The organism is Serratia sp. CY37869, assembly GCF_052168895.1.
Taxonomy (GTDB): Bacteria; Pseudomonadota; Gammaproteobacteria; order Enterobacterales; family Enterobacteriaceae; genus Serratia; species Serratia ureilytica.
In genome coordinates this window covers 1,009,105-1,027,710 of record NZ_JBJNLU010000002.1, presented here as the reverse complement: position 1 = coordinate 1,027,710, position 18,606 = coordinate 1,009,105, and the positions used below count along the sequence as shown (strand labels likewise).

Annotated in this window: 19 protein-coding genes; 8 read left to right on the top strand and 11 right to left on the bottom strand. The window is 58.5% G+C overall.

Annotated elements, in window-relative coordinates; genetic code table 11:
• Positions 1 to 20: 20 nt before the first annotated feature.
• Together uvrC and uvrY are read right to left on the bottom strand one after the other, a co-directional pair.
• Positions 21 to 1,853 (bottom strand): excinuclease ABC subunit UvrC, encoded by a 1,833-nt coding sequence (uvrC, locus tag ACJ8J1_RS15245; RefSeq protein WP_071991642.1) that lies wholly within the window; start codon positions 1,851 to 1,853, stop codon positions 21 to 23.
• Positions 1,846 to 2,502: a UvrY/SirA/GacA family response regulator transcription factor gene (gene uvrY, locus ACJ8J1_RS15240; RefSeq protein ID WP_004927947.1), complete on the bottom strand. Its 657-nt coding sequence runs from the start codon at positions 2,500 to 2,502 to the stop codon at positions 1,846 to 1,848. The genes uvrC and uvrY overlap by 8 nt, the downstream gene beginning before the upstream one ends.
• A 694-nt stretch (positions 2,503 to 3,196) precedes the next feature.
• On the opposite strand from uvrY, the gene ACJ8J1_RS15235 reads away from it, so the two are divergent.
• Together ACJ8J1_RS15235 and ACJ8J1_RS15230 are read left to right on the top strand one after the other, a co-directional pair.
• A complete protein-coding gene (locus tag ACJ8J1_RS15235) occupies positions 3,197 to 3,421 on the top strand; it encodes a DUF2594 family protein (RefSeq protein ID WP_004927950.1) in 225 nt (74 codons plus the stop codon).
• A 122-nt stretch (positions 3,422 to 3,543) separates the two neighbouring features.
• Positions 3,544 to 3,885: a GlpM family protein gene (locus tag ACJ8J1_RS15230; RefSeq protein WP_033642637.1), complete on the top strand. Its 342-nt coding sequence runs from the start codon at positions 3,544 to 3,546 to the stop codon at positions 3,883 to 3,885.
• A 17-nt stretch (positions 3,886 to 3,902) separates the two neighbouring features.
• Here the strand turns inward: ACJ8J1_RS15230 and ACJ8J1_RS15225 are convergent, their stop codons facing one another.
• Both ACJ8J1_RS15225 and ACJ8J1_RS15220 read right to left on the bottom strand, forming a co-directional pair.
• A complete protein-coding gene (locus ACJ8J1_RS15225) occupies positions 3,903 to 4,334 on the bottom strand; it encodes a hypothetical protein (protein WP_033642636.1) in 432 nt (143 codons plus the stop codon).
• Between the two features lie 174 nt (positions 4,335 to 4,508).
• On the bottom strand, positions 4,509 to 4,823 hold the full coding sequence (locus ACJ8J1_RS15220) for a hypothetical protein (protein ID WP_033642635.1): 315 nt from the start codon (positions 4,821 to 4,823) through the stop codon (positions 4,509 to 4,511).
• Positions 4,824 to 5,364: 541 nt separating this feature from the next.
• Here ACJ8J1_RS15220 and ACJ8J1_RS15215 point away from each other — a divergent pair.
• Positions 5,365 to 5,724, top strand: coding sequence for a hypothetical protein (locus ACJ8J1_RS15215; protein WP_033642634.1), 360 nt, complete (start codon positions 5,365 to 5,367; stop codon positions 5,722 to 5,724).
• A 47-nt stretch (positions 5,725 to 5,771) separates the two neighbouring features.
• Here ACJ8J1_RS15215 and ACJ8J1_RS15210 read toward each other — a convergent pair whose 3' ends face one another.
• From ACJ8J1_RS15210 to ACJ8J1_RS15195, 4 genes are read right to left on the bottom strand one after another with little or no spacing between them, the layout of a single operon-like run.
• Entirely contained in the window at positions 5,772 to 7,040 is a 1,269-nt protein-coding gene (locus ACJ8J1_RS15210) for an FAD-dependent oxidoreductase (RefSeq protein WP_442520379.1), read from the bottom strand.
• Entirely contained in the window at positions 7,033 to 7,293 is a 261-nt protein-coding gene (locus ACJ8J1_RS15205) for a (2Fe-2S)-binding protein (protein WP_033642632.1), read from the bottom strand. Before ACJ8J1_RS15205 ends, ACJ8J1_RS15210 begins: the two co-directional genes overlap by 8 nt.
• On the bottom strand, positions 7,290 to 8,414 hold the full coding sequence (locus tag ACJ8J1_RS15200; protein ID WP_033642631.1) for an NAD(P)/FAD-dependent oxidoreductase: 1,125 nt from the start codon (positions 8,412 to 8,414) through the stop codon (positions 7,290 to 7,292). The genes ACJ8J1_RS15205 and ACJ8J1_RS15200 overlap by 4 nt, the downstream gene beginning before the upstream one ends.
• Entirely contained in the window at positions 8,414 to 9,361 is a 948-nt protein-coding gene (locus ACJ8J1_RS15195; RefSeq protein ID WP_033642630.1) for a 4-hydroxyproline epimerase, read from the bottom strand. The genes ACJ8J1_RS15200 and ACJ8J1_RS15195 overlap by 1 nt, the downstream gene beginning before the upstream one ends.
• A gap of 387 nt (positions 9,362 to 9,748) precedes the next feature.
• On the opposite strand from ACJ8J1_RS15195, the gene ACJ8J1_RS15190 reads away from it, so the two are divergent.
• The 5 genes from ACJ8J1_RS15190 to ACJ8J1_RS15170 all read left to right on the top strand — a co-directional run bounded on the left by ACJ8J1_RS15190 (position 9,749) and on the right by ACJ8J1_RS15170 (position 16,044).
• Positions 9,749 to 10,603, top strand: coding sequence for an AraC family transcriptional regulator (locus ACJ8J1_RS15190; protein ID WP_033642629.1), 855 nt, complete (start codon positions 9,749 to 9,751; stop codon positions 10,601 to 10,603).
• Between the two features lie 207 nt (positions 10,604 to 10,810).
• The gene (locus ACJ8J1_RS15185; protein WP_033642628.1) at positions 10,811 to 11,731 is read left to right on the top strand and encodes a dihydrodipicolinate synthase family protein; all 921 of its coding nucleotides are present in this window, start codon (positions 10,811 to 10,813) and stop codon (positions 11,729 to 11,731) included.
• A 54-nt stretch (positions 11,732 to 11,785) separates the two neighbouring features.
• The gene (locus ACJ8J1_RS15180) at positions 11,786 to 13,402 is read left to right on the top strand and encodes an aldehyde dehydrogenase (NADP(+)) (RefSeq protein ID WP_033642627.1); all 1,617 of its coding nucleotides are present in this window, start codon (positions 11,786 to 11,788) and stop codon (positions 13,400 to 13,402) included.
• Positions 13,403 to 13,446: 44 nt separating this feature from the next.
• Positions 13,447 to 15,012, top strand: coding sequence for an APC family permease (locus tag ACJ8J1_RS15175; protein ID WP_442520378.1), 1,566 nt, complete (start codon positions 13,447 to 13,449; stop codon positions 15,010 to 15,012).
• Positions 15,013 to 15,030: 18 nt separating this feature from the next.
• The gene (locus ACJ8J1_RS15170; RefSeq protein ID WP_033642625.1) at positions 15,031 to 16,044 is read left to right on the top strand and encodes an Ldh family oxidoreductase; all 1,014 of its coding nucleotides are present in this window, start codon (positions 15,031 to 15,033) and stop codon (positions 16,042 to 16,044) included.
• Between the two features lie 46 nt (positions 16,045 to 16,090).
• On the opposite strand, the gene ACJ8J1_RS15165 is transcribed toward ACJ8J1_RS15170, so the two are convergent.
• The 3 genes from ACJ8J1_RS15165 to ACJ8J1_RS15155 all read right to left on the bottom strand — a co-directional run bounded on the left by ACJ8J1_RS15165 (position 16,091) and on the right by ACJ8J1_RS15155 (position 18,273).
• Positions 16,091 to 16,771, bottom strand: coding sequence for a hypothetical protein (locus tag ACJ8J1_RS15165; protein WP_033642624.1), 681 nt, complete (start codon positions 16,769 to 16,771; stop codon positions 16,091 to 16,093).
• A 177-nt stretch (positions 16,772 to 16,948) separates the two neighbouring features.
• Positions 16,949 to 17,377 (bottom strand): universal stress protein, encoded by a 429-nt coding sequence (locus ACJ8J1_RS15160; RefSeq protein ID WP_033642623.1) that lies wholly within the window; start codon positions 17,375 to 17,377, stop codon positions 16,949 to 16,951.
• Between the two features lie 179 nt (positions 17,378 to 17,556).
• Positions 17,557 to 18,273, bottom strand: coding sequence for an autoinducer binding domain-containing protein (locus ACJ8J1_RS15155; RefSeq protein ID WP_033642622.1), 717 nt, complete (start codon positions 18,271 to 18,273; stop codon positions 17,557 to 17,559).
• Positions 18,274 to 18,606: the final 333 nt, after the last annotated feature.

Below are 18,606 nucleotides of genomic sequence, written 5' to 3'. Positions count from 1 at the left end.
AGTATGTTGCTACATTGCCCTCAGTGTTTCAATGCATTGTAGATCTTTTCTGCCAATGCTTGTGAAATACCCGGCACTTTTGCAATTTCCTCCACGCTGGCGTTCAACAAAGGTTGCAGTCCGCCCATATACTTCAACAGCACCTGGCGCCGTTTCGGCCCTACGCCCTCAATCAGTTCCAGTGCGCTGGTATTTCTGACTTTCGCCCTTCTTTGCCGGTGACCGGTAATCGCATGATTATGTGAATCATCGCGGATGTGTTGGATCACATGCAGCGCCGGCGAATCCGGTGGCAACGAAATCCCTTCGCCTTCCGGCACGAAGAACAACGTTTCTAACCCGGCCTTGCGATCGGCGCCTTTGGCGATGCCGATCAGCAACGGTTTATTCTTGTCCCAGGTGACGTTCAGCGAGTTGAACACGTCGATCGCCATGCCGAGCTGCCCTTTGCCGCCGTCGATGAAAATGACATCCGGGATTTTTTTCTCTTCCAGCGCTTTGCCGTAACGGCGTTTCAGCACCTGCGTCATCGCCGCGTAGTCATCGCCGGGGGTGATGCCGCTAATATTGTAGCGCCGATACTCCGAACGCACCGGGCCGTTTCCGTCGAACACCACGCACGAAGCTACGGTCTGTTCGCCCATGGTATGGCTGATATCGAAGCACTCCATACGATTGATTTCCGCCAGATTCAGCACCTTGGCCAATTCCGCCAGCCGCTGATGGATCGTCGACTGTTGCGAAAGCTTGGTGGTCAACGCCGTTGCCGCGTTGGTGCGGGCCAGCTTCAGATAACGGGCGCGGTCGCCGCGCGGCTTACTTTGAATTTGGATCTTGCGCCCCGCCAACTCGGAGAGCGATTCTGCGAGCAGGTCCTTTTCCGGCAAGCTGAAATCCAACAGGATCTCGCCGGGCAGCGTGCGCGCCTGGCTGCCCTGCAGGTAAAACTGGCCGACGAAAGTCTGCACCACTTCGCTCATATCCGTACCGCCCGGCACCTTAGGGAAATAGCTGCGGCTGCCCAACACCTTGCCCTGACGGATGAACAGCACGTGCAGGCATGCCATACCGGCGTCGAACGCCACGCCGATGACATCCAGATCGTCACTGTCGCCCGACACGAACTGCCGCTCGGTAACGCGGCGCACGGCCTGAATTTGATCGCGTATGCGCGCCGCCTCTTCGAAATTGAGCAGCTTGCTGACCTCTTCCATGCGGGCAATCAGCTGGTGCAACACCTGTTGATCTTTGCCCGAAAGAAACAGCCGTACGTAGTCCACCTGCTGCCGGTACTCTTCTTCACTCACCAGGCCGGCGACGCAAGGGCCCAGGCAGCGGCCGATCTGATACTGCAGACACGGGCGCGAGCGGTTGCGATACACGCTGTTTTCGCACTGGCGGATCGGGAACAGCTTCTGCAGCAGCGCCAGCGTTTCGCGCACGGCGTAAGAGTTGGGAAAAGGACCGAAATATTCGCCCTTGGCGTGTTTGGCGCCGCGATGCACCGCTAAACGGGGATGGGTATCGGCGCTGAGAAAAATCAGCGGATAAGATTTATCGTCTCGCAAAAGAACATTATATCGCGGTTGGTACAATTTAATGTAGTTATGTTCCAACAACAGCGCTTCTGTTTCGGTATGGGTAACCGTTACGTCTATTTGCGCGATATTTTTAACCAGCGTTTCGGTTTTACGGCTGCTGACCTGCTGCCGAAAATAGCTGGCGAGACGTTTTTTCAGGTCTTTGGCTTTACCGACGTAGATCACCGTGCCAGTGGCGTCATACATACGATAGACGCCAGGTTGGCTGGTGACGGTACTCAGGAAAGCTTTGGCATCAAAACGGTCATTCACTGCTTAACAACGTCTCCGCATTGAACAATCCATGTCGGATGGCCAGGTGGGTCAGTTCGACGTCGCCGCTGATATTCAATTTGCTGAACATACGGTAACGGTAACTGTTCACCGTTTTCGGGCTGAGACTCAGTTGCTCCGAGATCTCATTCACTTTTTTGCCTTTGGTGATCATCAACATGATCTGCAGCTCGCGCTCAGACAGGCAGCTGAACGGCGTTTCGGCCTGCGGCTCCAGCTGGCTCAGAGCCATTTGCTGGGCGATGTCAGACGCGATGTAGCGCTGCCCCGCATGCACGGAACGCAAGGCGTTAATCACTTCCTGCGGCGCGGCGCCCTTGCTCAGGTAGCCGGCGGCACCCGCCTGCATCACCTTCGCGGGCAAGGGATTTTCGGTATGGATAGTCAGCATGATGACTTTGACGTCGGGTGCATAACGCACAATCTTGCGCGTGGCTTCCAGCCCGCCAATGCCCGGCATATTCATGTCCATCAGCACGATATCGACAGCGTTGCCACGGCACCATTTTACGGCGTCTTCACCGCACTGGGCCTCACCGACAACTTTTATACCTTTGATATCTTCAAGAATGCGTCGTATCCCTGCGCGCACCAGTTCGTGGTCATCAACAAGAAGAACGCTAATCAAGGAAAATTCTCCAAAAAAAGGGAGTAACGCAATCAGCCTCTGTTTTCGCCAGAGATATTACTTGTTTTTCAGACAAGAATGAACACAGATTAATACATACTTCCGAATAACTTTGCGGAGCATAGCTGATTTTTCAATTTTAGCCGTCTATGCCGCCGATAAATCGTCACGTCGGAAAAGATCGAGCGACGAAAATAATTTCGTCGCGCTGCGTCAGACACAGGATAGCGCGACAATCATGCCGCGAGGGAGAAATCTGTGTAAGCAATCACGACATGAATAATATTAACACGGCTGTTGGCTGTTTGTAATCATTTGATATTTAAAGCCGCGGCCAACGCGAGCCTGACAGCCGGCGTACAAAACTATTATTACCGACCAACGCCAGCAAAATCAGTGCCACCCGCCCCTAATAATTATAATAACCCCGATTGTTCAACAATAACGAGCCGGGCAAATACTTGTTAACCGCCTCGAAATAACTGGCCGACAATGGATGACCCGGACGTGCAATGAGCAAACTTCACCCACCAGCGCCGCCAGAGCAAGCCCGGTGCAGATGGCTGACGCATGCTATGCTATACTCCGCGCCCAGTTAAATTCGCCGCCGTGCGTGGGCAACTTGCCTATAGTCCGCGCGCGGTGCGCTAAAGCAGCTTGTATCAGGCTACGGCCTCAAAAATCAGGAGAGAAAATGAGCAACGTTGATTTCACTACGTCTGCAAACCCGGAGATCTTGGCGACCGAGGTTGCCTGCCTCAAAGCCACGCTGACGCTGATCCTGAAGTCGATCGGCCAGGCCGATGCCGGGAAAGTCATCATCAACATGGAACGTTTCATCGCCCAGATTGAAGATCCGACTCAGGCGGAAATCTTCAAGAACAGCATTCAGCAAATCAAGCACGCTTACCGCCAGTAAACGTTGCCGCTCAGACCCGCGATTCATGCGGGTCTGTTTTTCCCCGCACTACGCAATACGCCATTGATTCTGCTCAGGCTTTCGGGCAGTGTGTTGGCTTTCCCCCGACACCCGAGACCGTTATGGGCATCTTTGTCAAAGCGCTGATAGGCGCGCTGGTCGTGGTTCTGATCGGCCTGCTGGCCAAAACGCGCAACTATTATATCGCCGGTTTAGTCCCGCTCTTCCCCACTTTCGCTTTGATTGCGCATTATGTTGTCGGCAGCGAACGTTCAATAGCGGCGCTGAAAACGACGCTGATTTTCGGCATGTGGGCGGTGTTGCCCTATCTGGTGTATTTGATTTCGCTGTATTTCCTGATTAACAGTCTGCGGCTGTCGTTAGCGCTGGGGGCGGCGGTACTGTGCTGGATTGCGGCGGCGTGGCTATTAATTACGCTGTGGGGATGGTGGCAAGGACGTTAACGCCCTTGCCTGGGCGGTTACGGCCGCCCTGCCTGCAAAACGAAGCCTCTCTGCCGATCGCCGGCGATACGCAGATAGCGGCTTTCACCGGCGCGCAGCGTCATCGGCACGCTGCCGCTGGTATCTCGCCAAATACACAGAGAGTTCTCTATCATATCTTGCCCGATGCTCACCGAAGTATTGCCCGGCGGCACGCGAAACTCCGCTTTTTCTTTCGCGCCCAGCGAAGCAGCGAACTCCCCATTCACATAAACGCCGGTGCGGCAGCTACCCGCCAGCATTCCACTGTCGCGCACCACCACCACCGTGGCGTATGGCGTATCCGGGATATTCTGATAAAGCATCAGACGGCTTGGGGGCGGTAATTCAGCCTGTTGCGGTGGTACGGCTTGGGTCGCACATCCCGTCAACAGTGCAGAGGCGAACAACAACGCGGCGTAATGCTTCATCCTTGGCTCCTGAAAAAAATAATGCTTATCGTAACAAGAGAATAGCTGCTGTCAGTAGCCTTCATGTCGCAAAGACGAAAAAATCGGATAACTTCCCACTCATCGCCCAGCGCGTCTTTCCGGATAAGAAGATTCTGTATTAAAGACCTTGAAATAAAGGCGATTTTTACAAATTTAAAACTTTACCATGCCACGTTGGATATCTGCCGCAAACGCGTCACTGACGTAGCTGAAGCCATCCGGCGTGACGTAAACCCGGGTATGACCGGTCTCTGACAGCACTGCCACCATATATCCCAGACTGAGCATTTCATGCGAAGGAACATTCATCGGCGTTAGAAATCCGCGTCCGCGGCACCACTGATAAAAGCGAGTTCGCCCATATCCCAACACGGTGCCAACATCGGAAAGGTGCTTAAAATTATCATAATCCCCTGATGGTGAAGGCAAACCGCCATGGCTTTCAGGCGTTTTCTTTATCCCAGACAAAATAAACTCCTTTTTTGAACCTGTCGCTAACGGTTATCCCTCATCTGAGCTGAATTTAAAAAATCCAAATTTAAAATGCAAATGAATTCCCTGTAACTAAAAAGTATTTAATGGAAGAATTCCGAAAATAAAGGCACAATAAAAAACAGAAATAAAAAAATAGAGCATTAATACCGTGCATTAAAACTTGGCCATGGGTAAATATCTTAATTCAAAATTCCATTTAAACAGGATAAGAAAATACTTAGCTTGCATACTGTTCTTCCCTCTCATAACGCTGAGATAATGACCAGGCCATGCAGCAAAAAGAGAAAAGATATAAAATCGCTCTGCCCACACACTCTCATCGTCAGATCAGCCCCTTGTAAGCCTCTCCCCTATCGCCGACGGCGCATTTCAGGGTGCCGTTGCCTCAACCACCCCTAAACAATAACCATTATCATTTCCAATTGTGCCGTCAGTTGATTACACTTTTTCGCATCGCTGGTTGGGAAGATTCCTAGTCAGTGATCACCAGGATAGAGGAAGAGTTAGGGACACCATGAAGAATTACCGTTGTTTGATTGTTTTACCGTTATTGATGATGACTGCCTGTACCCAATGGGAAAGACCCGGCGCAGTTGAGAGCACCCGAAATGCCGAATATGCCGAATGCCGCAGTCGGGGCTACGATCGCTTCCCGCCAGACGTCGTGCGGGACGTAGAGTTCAGCTACGAAAACAAATACATCCCTTGCGAGAAGAATAAGAAAGATTGTCCATCGGGATATCGCTATGACAAAGAGCCGTCGATCAAAACGGTACAGACCGATCGCAATCAGTCAGCCCGAAACGCCACCATCGAGGCTTGCATGTACGGCAAGGGCTGGCGAGAGAAAACCTACTATTGGCCACAGTGGTGATGCAGCGAAATCGATTTGGACTGAAACGCCACTGCCGCGATGCCCCATCAATTATCGTCGTCGCTGCAATGCCTTCCCAGAGCAACCAGCGTTTCCGTCCGCACCGGCGTTAAAGGGACGCGTGGCGGCGGCAAAGGCCACCCCAACAGGTGCCGAGCCGCCGTCGCGCAAACCTTGCCCTGACAGGCTCCCATACCACAGCGGCTGCTCAGCTTGGCCGTGTTCCAGTCAGGTTGATGGCATACCTGTTCCAGCGTGACGTCTTCGCAGCGGCACAGCAGCGTCTGCGGTTTGGCCAGATAACTCATGCGTTCATCAAGCGCAAAAGCGGCCGCTGTCGACGTGGCGAAACGCCGCCATCGCCGCCTCTGCACCGTCAGGGATTCGGCTTTTGCCTTTTGTCCAGTGGCGGCATAACCGGCGATGGCGCCGGTGGTGAGCGCCAATTCACTGCCGCCGATACCGGTACACTCCCCGGCGGCATAAATTTGCGCCTGGCTGGTTTGCTGCCAATAATCCACCGCGACGGCGTCGTGTGCGATCCGGCATCCCAGCAGCATCGCCAGTTCAATATTCGCCACCAAACCGAAGCCGCAGGCCAGCCTGTCGCAGGCCACCGTACTTTCCCGCCCGCCGTTGCCGACGCGCACTGACGTCAAACGCTCTTGCCCCAATGCCGCCAATACTCGGCTATCGGCACGGTAATGAGGCTGAATCAGAGAAAACGACTGACGCAGCTTGGACGGCCAACGCCACAGGCCGCCGGCGAACGCCGCCAATCGCCGCAGCGCCGCCTGTTCCGCGACCAGCACGACCTCGCCACCGGCCTGTTTCACACTTTTCGCCACCGCCAACAGCAACGGACCGCTGCCGGCTATCACCACCCGCTCACCGCGGATCGCCAGCCCCTGCTTGATTTGCGCCTGTAGACCACCGGCGCCGCTCACTCCCGGCAACGTCCAGCCAGGAAACGGCAGCAGCAGCTCACGGGCGCCATTGCATTGAATCAGCTTTTGATAGCGAATCACGCCGCAGCCTTCGGCGTCTTCATACGCCAATCGGTTAGCGCCACACTGCGCCACCAGCTTGCAGCCGGAGTGCAGCACAATATTTTCCCGCGCCGCCATCGCCTGCCGATATCGTCTCGCCGCTTCAGGCAAAGCCACCTGCGGCCCATCACGCCAGATTTGCCCACCGGGGTGCGGATTATCATCGATCACCCGTATCTGCCCCTCGTTTTCCGCCGCCGCCAGCGCTGCCGCCATGCCGGCCGGCCCGGCGCCGACGATCAGCACCTCGCAATCGAAGTCACTCATCATCGCTCCTCTCAATCCGCATGCCGGATTGGCACAACGTCTGGCACGCCAGGCGGCGCAGACCGTTAATGGTTACCCGGCACTCCTGACAAACGCCCATGCCGCAAAATGGTGCGCGCGGCTGGCGTGAAATCGACAACCGGCAATGATCCCCGCCGCACAAACTGAGCGCCGCGGCAACGCTGATGCCAACCGGCACCCGGTAGGGTTTGCCATCGATGCTCAACGCGAGCGTGTTTTGCCTCTCTTTCATACGGACAACTCCTCGGCGGCAAACGCCCGCGCCGCCAAATACGGGGAATCATCAATCTCCGGCGCCTGCCGGCCGATCTGCGCAGCAAGCAGCGCGGCGCTGCCGAGGGCGGTCGTGACGCCCAGCCCCTCGTGCCCCAACGCCAACCACAACCAGGTATGCCGCGGATGTGCGCCCAACAGCGGCAATCCATCGGCAGAGGCGGCGCGCAGCCCGGTCCAACAGCGAATGATGTTCAGCTGCGCCAGTGTGGGCAAGAAATGCTGCGCGCGCATGAGCATCGCCGCCAGCAGCGGCATATCCAATGACGAATCGACGGAATCGAACTGGCGGGAAGAACCGATCAGCCATTGCCCGGTGGGCCGCGCCTGCACATTGAACGCCACGGAAGCGCCGTCGCTGGCATGCGCGCTGGCGCCATACCCCAGCTCCACCAACTGATGCCGCACCCGCGGCGGATAACGATCGGTGATCGCCAGGTGGCCCTTCTTGGCACGCAGCAACGGCTGCGATAACAAATCATTGGCCCGCAGGCCGCAGGCCAAGACGACCACCGGCGCCGCCAGCTCTCTGCCGTCCGCCAACCGCACAGCCGCCTCGTCCAGCGCGATCGCTTCACCCTGCACCACATCGATCGCCACGCCAGCGTCGGCCAACAGCCAACGCGCCGCCTGCGGCGCATACAAAATGCCGTCGCCCGGCACCCGCAGCCCACCAGCGAGCCCCTGCCGCAGCATCGGCTCCATGGCGGCAACCTGCTCCGCCGTCAGCAGTTCCGCCGCCACGCCCTGCTCCGCCAGCCGCGCCCGCTTTTGTTCGGCGATGGCCATTTCATTCGCTTGCTCCGCCAACCACAGCGTTCCGCAGCCGCGCCAGGCGCAGGCTTGCGGCATCCGGCCCGTCACTTCACGCCATAACCGCAGCGAATAAGCGCTCAACGCCAGCTCGGCCGGGTTGTCGTCCATGCATACCAGGTGCCCCATGCCGGCGGCGGTGGCGCCAGCGCGACAGTCGTCCACCACCGAGACGCGGTACCCCTCCCTCGCCAACCGCCAGGCGCAGGCGGCGCCGATGATGCCGGCACCCACCACGATGGCATCAACTCCCCGTCCGCCGCCCATCAGCGTATGCCCCAGACAAAAGGATCGCGTTCGTCGAGCAACAGTTGGCTATCGGCGCATACATAAGCCTGCCCACGAATAAAGGGGGTGATGCGCTCGCCGTTCCAGCGGTAATAAGCCTGGAATTCGCTGCCGATAACGCTGGCCTGGCGCCAGTGCATATCGGGCGCCAGTTTGCCGTCCGCCGCCAGACACGCCAGCTTGGCGCTGGTGCCGGTGCCGCACGGCGATCGATCGTAGGCTTTGCCGGGGCACAGCACGAAGCTGCGGCTGTCGGCCTGCGGATCGTCACCGAACAGCTCGATATGGTCGATCGCCCCGCCGTCTTCGCCACGAATGCCCGCCTGTTCAAGCGCCTGCCGGACCGCCCAGGTGAACGCGGTCAGCGCCTCCAGATTGTGTTTATCGATGGTCAACGGCGACTCGCCGATGAGAAAAAACCAGTTTCCCCCCCAGGCAATGTCCCCCGTCACCGGGCCGTAACCGGCCACCTCAACTCGCACCTGGTGGCGATAACGATAAGCCGCCACGTTCTCTACGGTAACGCTGCCGTCATCATGCAGCGTGGCGTTCACCGGGCCGACCGGGGTCTCGATCAGATGACGCCCGGCGCGGATGCGCCCGAGATGCGCCAACGAAGCAATCAGCCCGATAGTGCCGTGGCCGCACATGCCCAGATAGCCGGTGTTGTTGAAAAAGATCACCCCGGCGGTAGCCTGCGGCGAACAAGGCCGACACAGCAACGCCCCCACCAACACGTCATTGCCGCGGGGTTCGAGCATCACCGCGCAGCGCCAATCGTCATAATGTTGCGCGAAATGCGCCCGCCGTTCCGCCATGCTGCCTTCGCCAAGGTCGGGGAAGCCTTCGACGATCAGCCGGGTCGGCTCCCCGCCGGTATGAGAATCGATCGCCCGCAAAGCGGTGATATGCGCAGAAAGTGCCATCGGCGTCTCCAGGGTTAATGAGATGTTACCAATGGCGTTAGCCTGAACGAATGCGCGCATGACGGCTTGATGCGTTTCGGCGTGGCGAATGAAGAAATCAGCACAATGAGGACAGGCTAGCCTGGCCCATCACGGGCATACGTTTAACGCAACCATAACAATAACTTATTTATCATGACGTTACTTTCATGCTAGACCACTGCGTAGCGAGAAATACCGCAGTTTTCAAGCAACCGGCGCGCGCCGTCCGGCAAAAGTATGCGGCGATCCGCATATTTGGTAGCCAGCCGGAAATAGCGCTTGATTCGTTACAAAAAAGTTAATATTGATGCGAAAGCGCCAACCTGGCCGCCTGTTTTTCCGGCTAACGACCGAAAAGGGACTGCTATGCGATCCATTTCAGACCATCAACATCAGATTTCTCCCTCACCGCCTGCCCTGGTGGAGCTGCCGGATCAGGAGGACGTTTTCGCCGTCGAACATTTGTCGCGCCTGTGCGACGGGCTGGCGCAGCAGCGTCCGAACAACCTGCGCGATCTGCTCAATACGCTGGCGCTGATCGCGCCGTTGCTGAACGCGATTCCCAATGTGGTGTTCTTTATCAAAGACGCCCAGGCGCGCTACCTGTTGGCCAACCTGACGCTGGCCAGGCGCTGCGGCTTCAAGACCGTCGCGCCGCTGCTGGGCAAGACGTCCGCCGACGTTTTCCCCGCGCAGCTCGGATCCGGCTACACCGAGCAAGATCTGCGGGTATTGCGCCACGGCGTGCTGATCCAGGATCAGCTGGAAATGCACCTGTACAACGGCCGTGAAACCGGCTGGTGCCTGACGCAAAAGCTGGCGCTGTACGACGCGCAGGGAAAAATCATCGGAATGGCGGGCATTTCACACGATCTGCAAGAGGCCAAAGCCAATCATCCGGCTTACCAACGGCTGGCCGCGATCGACGTATACATCCGCCGCCACTACGCCCGGCCGATCGCGCTCGAGGAGTTGACGGCGTTGACCGGGTTATCGGTGGCGCAGATAGAACGCTACTGCAAACGTATCTTCCACCTCACTCCGCGCCAGATGATCCACAAAGTGCGGCTGGAAAAGGCCACGGAACTGCTGGCGGGCGAGCTGCCGATCACCGACATCGCGCTGCAGTGCGGCTATACCGATCACAGCGCCTTCAGCCGTCAGTTCAAAGCGATGACCGGTTCCACGCCGCGCGATTTCCGCCTGACGCTTTCCGCTTAATTCGCTGATTTACCGCATTAAAATCATTCTTTATGGCGCACCGGCGCCCGATTTCTGCATGCCCGCTTTCCGGTGCCATTGTGCCAATTTCGTCGCAGCAATCGGCGAAAAGCGTCAAGCCTCCCTGTGCAATACCGGTCAATCTGTCGGTGAGCCTCACCAAAGATTCACTTTTTATTAACACTTTCGGACGACAGGACAAACACGATGAGCCATAAAACCCTAAGCTGGAGCGGCGTATTCCCGGCGGTGACGACCCAGTTCCGCAACGATTTTTCTCTGGACCTCGACGCCACGCATACGGTGATCAAAAACCTGGTGCGCGACGGCGTCTCCGGCCTGGTCGTCTGCGGCACCGTCGGTGAAAACACCTCGATGACGGTACAGGAAAAGCTGGCGGTGATCGAAGTGGCAAGGGACGCCGCCGACGGCCAAGTGCCGGTGATCGCCGGCATCGCCGAATTCACCACCGCCTTCGCGCAAAACATGGCGCGTGAAGCGCAAAAGGCCGGCGTCGACGGCATTATGGTGATGCCGGCGCTGGTCTACTCCGCCAAGCCGCACGAAACCGCCGCGCACTTTCGCAGCGTCGCCGGCGCTACCGATCTGCCGATCATGGTCTACAACAACCCTCCCATTTACAAAAATGACGTCACGCCCGACATCCTGACCTCACTGGTCGACTGCGAGAACATCGTGTGTTTCAAAGACTCGTCGGGCGACACCCGCCGCTTTATCGATCTGCGCAACGAAGTCGGCGATCGCTTCGTACTGTTCGCCGGATTGGATGATGTGGTGCTGGAGAGCATCGCCGTCGGCGCGCAAGGCTGGATCTCTGGCATGTCCAACGCTTTCCCGCGCGAAGGGGAAACCCTGTTCCGTCTGGCGAAGGAAAAACGCTATGAGGAAGCGCTGGCGCTGTACAGCTGGTTCATGCCGCTGCTGCATCTCGATGCCCGCCCCGATCTGGTGCAATGCATCAAGCTGTGCGAACAGCGGGTCGGCCGCGGCAGCGCCATCACTCGCCCGCCGCGTCTGGCGCTGCAGGGTGAAACGCTCACCGAAATCAACGCCGTGATCGATAAAGCGCTGGCCACTCGTCCCGCGCTGCCGAACGTCGGCCTGTAACGCCTTCACCGCCCGGCCACGCCGGGCGTCGCACTTTCTCTACCGGGGGGACCCATGCCCAACGCTCGCGATGCCGCCATCAGCGGCCAACAATTTATCGGCGGCCAGCGCCGTGCTACGGGAGAAGCGGCGCTGCTCAGCCTGCGCGCCGACGACGGTCAGCCGACCGGCTACCGCTTCCACCAGGCTACGGCGGCAGAAACCGCCGCCGCCGCCGAAGCCGCCGCGGCGGCCTTTGATCCCTATTCGCAATGCAGCGCCGAACAACGCGCGAGTTTTCTCGACGCCATCGCCGAGGAGCTGGACGCGTTGGATGAGACCTTCTTCGCCTTCGCCATGCAGGAAACCGCCCTGCCGCCGGCGCGGTTAAGCGGCGAACGCGCCAGAACCAGCGGCCAGATGCGGCTGTTCGCCACGCTGCTGCGACGCGGCGACGTCGAGGGCGTACGCATCGACTGCGCGTTGCCGCTGCGTTCTCCTCTGCCGCGTCCCGATCTGCGTCAATATCGCACGGCGCTCGGTCCGGTGGCGGTGTTCGGCGCCAGCAACTTTCCGCTGGCGTTTTCCACCGCGGGCGGTGATACCGCCGCCGCGCTCGCCGCCGGCTGCCCGGTCGTGTTCAAGGCACACAGCGGCCATATGATCACCGCCGAGCTGACCGCTCAGGCGATCGAGCGCGCAAGGGAACGTATGGGCATGCCCACCGGCGTCTTCAACATGATCTTCGGCAACCGTGTAGGAGCCGAGCTGGTGCAGCATCCGGCGATTCAGGCCGTGGGGTTTACCGGCTCACTGCAAGGCGGCCGGGCGCTGTTCGATCTGGCCGCGCAGCGTCCCCAGCCGATCCCGGTCTTCGCCGAGATGTCGAGCATTAACCCGGTCGTGATCCTGCCGCAGGCGTTGGCTCGGCGCGGGCAGCACATCGCGCAGGAACTGGTCTCCTCCTTCACGCTCGGCTGTGGCCAGTTTTGCACCAAGCCCGGCGTGATCGTCGCGCTGCGCGGCGTCGCCTTCGAACGGTTGGCCGCGACGATGAGCGCATTGGTCGACGCCGCCCCCCCACAGCCGATGCTGAATGCCGGCACGCTCGAACACTACCGGCGCGGGCTGGCCGCGCTCGATGCCCATCCGCACATACGGCATCTGGCGGGGGAGCGCGAGATTCTGCCTCACCGGGCAGCGGCGCAGCTTTATCAGGCGGAGGAAACATTGCTGCTGCAGGCCGATCCGCTGCTGCAAACAGAGGTCTTCGGCCCGGCCAGCGTGCTGGTGACGGTAGATAACGAAGCGCAGCTGCATGCGGCGCTGGCGGCGTTGCAAGGCCAGCTGACCGTCACGCTGCTGGCGGAAGACGGCGATCTCGATATGGCCGCCGGGCTGACGGCATTGCTGACGCGCAAAGCCGGCCGGGTGCTGTTCAACGGGTATCCAACCGGGGTAGAGGTGTGCGACGCCATGGTGCACGGGGGCCCTTATCCGGCGACCAGCGACGCACGCGGCACCTCGGTAGGCACGCTGGCCATCGAGCGTTTCCTGCGGCCGGTCTGCCTGCAAAACACCCCGGCGGCGCTGCTGCCGCCGCCGCTGCAGGACGCCAACCCGCTCAACCTGCTGCGGCTGGTGAACGGCGTTTACACCCGAGATCCCATAGTTTCACCTGCCCAACATTAGCCCGGCCGCATCTGCCTGCCACTCAATAACAAAAGGGTAATACCATGACAACCCAAGGCAAATTCAAGAAGCAGCTTACGCTCACCGATCTGACGTTCATCGGTCTGGGCGCCATATTCGGCTCAGGCTGGCTGTTCGCCGCCAGCCATGTCTCCTCCATCGCCGGCCCCGCCGGCATCTATTCCTGGCTGATCGGCTGCCTGGCGGTGCTGCTGCTGGGCATCGTCTACTGCGAGCTGGGCGCCGCCCTGCCGCGCGCCGGCGGCATCATTCGCTATCCGGTGTTCTCGCACGGCGAATTGATGGGCTATCTGCTGGGGTTTATCACGCTGATCGCCTTCTCCAGCCTGATCGCTATCGAGGTCGTCGCCGCCCGTCAGTACGCCGCCGCCTGGTTCCCGCTCCTCAGCCAGCCGGGTTCCGGCGATCCGACAGCGCTCGGCTGGCTGGTGCAGTTGGCGCTGCTGTGCTTTTTCTTCGCGCTCAACTACTACAGCGTCAAAACCTTCGCCAAATCCAATAATCTCATCAGCGTGCTGAAGTTTCTGGTGCCGCTGTTGGTGATCGTGGTGCTGTTCAGCTTTTTCAAACCGGAAAACCTGCACAGCCAGGGCTTTGCCCCCTTCGGCTCCGCCGGGGTTGAAGCCGCCATTTCCGCCGGCGGCATCATCTTCGCCTACCTCGGCCTGACGCCGATCATTTCGGTCGCCAGCGAGGTGCAAAAACCGCAGCGCACCATTCCCATCGCGCTGATCCTGTCAGTCGTGCTGTCCACCATCATCTATGTGCTGCTGCAGATAGCGTTTCTCGGCAGTATCCCCAGCGAGATGCTGAGCGGCGGCTGGGCCGGCATCAGCCAACAGTTTTCCCTGCCTTTCCGCGATATCGCCATCACGCTCGGCATGGGATGGCTGGCGTTTCTGGTAGTCAGCGACGCGATCGTTTCGCCCAGCGGCACCGGCAACATCTACATGAACGCCACGCCTCGCGTGATCTACGGGTGGGCGCGCGCCGGCACCTTCTTCAAACTGTTCACCCGGGTGGATGGTGAATCCGGTATCCCGCGCCCGGCGTTGTGGCTCACCTTCGCCCTCTCGGTCTTCTGGACGCTGCCGTTCCCATCGTGGGAAAAGCTGATCGGCGTGGTGTCCGCCGCGCTGGTGCTGAGTTACGCCATCGCCCCGGTCACCGCCGCCGGGCTGCGGCGCAATGCGCCCGATATGCCGCGTCCGTTCCGGGTGCGCGGTTTCTGCGTGCTCGGCCCGCTGTCATTTATCATTTCGGCGCTAATCGTCTTCTGGTCCGGCTGGGACACCGTCTCCTGGCTGCTCGGCTTGCAGATACTGATGTTCTTCATCTACATCCTGTTCAAGAATCAGGTGCCGACCCACGCCGTTAGCCTCAGGCAGCAAATTTGGTCCTCGCTGTGGCTAATCGTCTTCTATGCGCTGACGATCGCGCTTTCCTACCTCAGCAGTTTCGGCGGCATCGGCGCTATTGCTCATCCGTGGGACACCCTCACCATGGCGGTGATTGCGCTGGCGATTTACTACTGGGGCGCCTATACCTGTTTACCCCAGGCCAATTTTATCGGCGATGAAGAAGAATGACCCAGGGAGGACATCGAAATGACAACCATGCACGTTTTGTCGCTGGAACACGCTTATCAACTGGCGCTACGCGCACTGCGCTGCAACGGCTTCAATCAGGCGCATGCCGAGACAGTGGCGCAAAATGTCATTCAGGGCGAGCGCGACGGCTGTGCTTCGCACGGGTTGTACCGGCTGTTGGGCTGCGTCCGCTCATTACGGGCGGGCAAAGTCTCTGCCGATGCGAAACCCAGGCTCTTCGACCAGGCGCCGGCCATCTTGCGCGCCGATGCCGGCGGCGCCTTTTCCCTGCTCGCCTACCGCACCGCTCTGCCGGCCTTTATCGATAAGGTGCGCGCCAACGGCATCGCCGCCCTGGCGATCAACCGCTGCGTGCATTTCTCCGCGCTGTGGGCCGACATCGAACCGCTGACCGAACAGGGTTTAGTGGCCTTAGCCTGCACGCCCAGCCACGCCTGGGTGACGCCGGCCGGCGGCTCACGCCCGCTATTCGGCACCAACCCCATCGCCTTCGGCTGGCCGCGCCCGGCTCGGCCGCCGTTTTTGTTCGACATGGCCACCAGCGCAGCGGCGCGCGGCGAAATCGAATTGCATCGCCGCGCCGGCACCCCGCTGCCGGAAGGCTGGGGCATTGATAAGGCAGGCAACCCCTCCACCGACGCCGCCAGCGTGTTGGAGGGCGCGATGCTGACTTTCGGCGGCCATAAAGGCTCGGCGCTGGCGGCCATGGTTGAATTGTTGGCTGGGCCGCTGATCGGCGACATGACCAGCAAAGAATCGCTGGCCTATGACGACGGCACGGGTTCATCGCCCTACGGCGGTGAACTGATCATCGCGTTGGATCCCGAGCGTTTTCTCGGCGCGGATAAGGAGCGGTATTTCGCCAGCGCGGAGGCGATGTTTGCCGACATGCAAGCGCAAGGCGCACGCATTCCCGGCGAGCGGCGCTATCGGCAACGACGCCACAGCGAACAATACGGCGTGGAAATCCCCAGGACGCTGTACGACGAGATAGCGGCGCTGTGCGATTAGCGCCGAATTGATGCCCCCGCGCCGCCAATCCGGCGCGGGGCGAAGTTTAGCCTGCCTGAGCCAAGTCGCTGTGCAGGCGCTTGCGCCACACGGGTTTGCTGTCCCATTGGGCGAAATGTTTCGCCTCTTTACCAGGTTGCACTTTGTGCCACATGCCCTCTTGCCACCGGATCGGTTCCTTTCCGCGCAACGTTGGGCGGGTCTGTTTAATCGTTCGTTGCAAGACGCTCGCTTCTTCCGCAGTAATGTTCGGCGCCTGTCTGGCGGCGTCCAGCGCGCGGCTTCCCAGCGGTGCCATCACCTGATACAACACTTTGACCTGCTGTAGCGTCGCTTGCTGATTCGTGCTCATGCCTTTGCCGGACCAGTCGTCGAAATTTTCACCGGGATCGTCACCCTGCGCGCGATATTCGTTACCCGGCCCCTCGACGATATTCCAGCCTTGCCAGGTCACCAGGGTATGTAACCCATCGCGATCCTGCAGATTTTCATTCTTGATCTGTTTGAGCACCTCGGCGCGGTTAGGCACACCGATCAGATTCATAAACTCGTCGAGCGCGTTCCAGTGCTCGCCAGCCACCAGACCATTCCAGACATTGCGTAAACAGTTCCAGGGGATGGTGTGATGCCAGGTCAGCGTGATAAGCGGTTTGGTTGGCGTATGTTGCCAATGGCTCGGTTCACTGCCTCGATCGCCTCTGATGATCCCATCGACTTCTAATGGCATGGCTGCCCCTCTTCTGGCTGAAATAAAGAATATGCGCAAGGCCGCTGGCCCGATCGGCATAAAAAACGTCAGCTAAAATCGTAGCAGCTCAGGCTGAGATGGCAATAAAGCAGCCTGCGTTCTGCGGCCGACCGGCGACCGCAGAACGCGCATGAAAACGGCGGGCTTAAAGGAGGATTATCGAACCACCATCACCGATATATTGGCATGGCGAACGATGGCGGCGGCGTTGGAGCCCAAAAGATAAGTTTTCACGCTCGGGCGACGCGAACCGATGATGATCAGATCGGCGTCGATCTCTTCCGCCAGTTCCAGCGCCTGATCGCGCGCAGAGCCAAAGCTGACGGTGTAATTGAGGCGATCTAACGGCAGATCGATTTCCGACATGATTTTCTTCAGCTTCTCCACCGCCTTCACTTCCGCCTGATTCTCAAACTCCTTGAGACCGAACGAATAGGCAGTAACAAAAGCCGAGGCATCCGGCAGCGCATGGAAAAAATGCACTTTAGCGCCGGACATCTTCGCCAAATATTCCACATGCTTCAGCGCATGCTCGGTCAACAGATCCTCTTCAATATCTATCGGCACTAAAATAGTCTTGTACATATCACATCCTTTCTATGTAAACCGGGTGCCTACAGAGTACTGCCGCGCACGGGCGCGGTGAACCGCTTTATCACGCTTTTGTGATCGGAGGTAAATACTGATAAGGACAATGCTTAATTTAACAAAATATAAACATCGCGCCGCTAACTGATAGGCGATTAATTATTTATTTCTCGCAATTAAATCAGCTGTAAATAAACGGCTTTGGCGGTGGCTGCGGTCTTATTGGCGACCGAAAGTTTTTTAATCGAGTTACCGATATGGAAATTGATCGTACGTTCACTCACCCCCATCAGCAGCGCGATCTCTTCCGCCGTTTTGCCTTCGCTGCACCAGCGCAAGATATCTTTCTCGCGCAGCGTCAGTACATCTTTTATCGCTTCGTCGTTCACCGATATCAACGCTTCACGCAGCGTTTTGTGGGCGGTTTGCGCCAGCCAAAGGAAAAAGAGTTCATTCACCGCGCCGGCCTGCGGCGTTTGCTGCGGCAGCGTCTTGCCGGCAAAAGTCAGGATCCCCAGGCGGCCATAGCAATCCTTGACCGATTGCGACCACCCGGTGTGCAGACCAAACTGCGACATGCGCTGCCAAAGCGCCGGCCGCTCGTGATAAAAACTTTCGTCCCACTGGAATTGCAGCGTGGAATGGTGGGCTCGCTCGATGACAGGATCCTGCAAATACGCCCGCTGCCGCCGATAATCCTCGAGATAGCGCGCCGGAAACGTTCCTTCAACCCGCATTTTTGGCCGGCTCGCCGGATAACAGGAAAAAACGATGTAGGAGAAATAATCAAAACCCAGCGCCTCGACGCAGCGCCCCAGTTGGGTCAGAAAACGTTCGCGATCGGTCAAACTGCCAATCACCTCCGCCATGAGCCGTTGAGTGCGGGTATCCATAACGCAGGTTCTCCAAATAGCGATGTCGATTTATCGATAGGTCAGACTCACTATAGGATATCGCTGCCCGGCGCCAATAGCCGTTTCATATAATAAAAAATACGAACGCTATAACGAAAAAAGCTATTCCCCGGTTTATTTCCCTCAGAATAAGCCTTTTTATTGGGCTGAGCCGCAAAACTACGCGAATAGCATAACCCCGTCTGCAGGTAAACCTGTCATTTCTACCGTTAGACAGCCAAGACACCGCCAATTACTTTCCTCACAGGCACCCGGTGCCGCCGTAAATCCAAAGAGATAATAAGCATTTGCGAATTTCGCATGGCATACAGT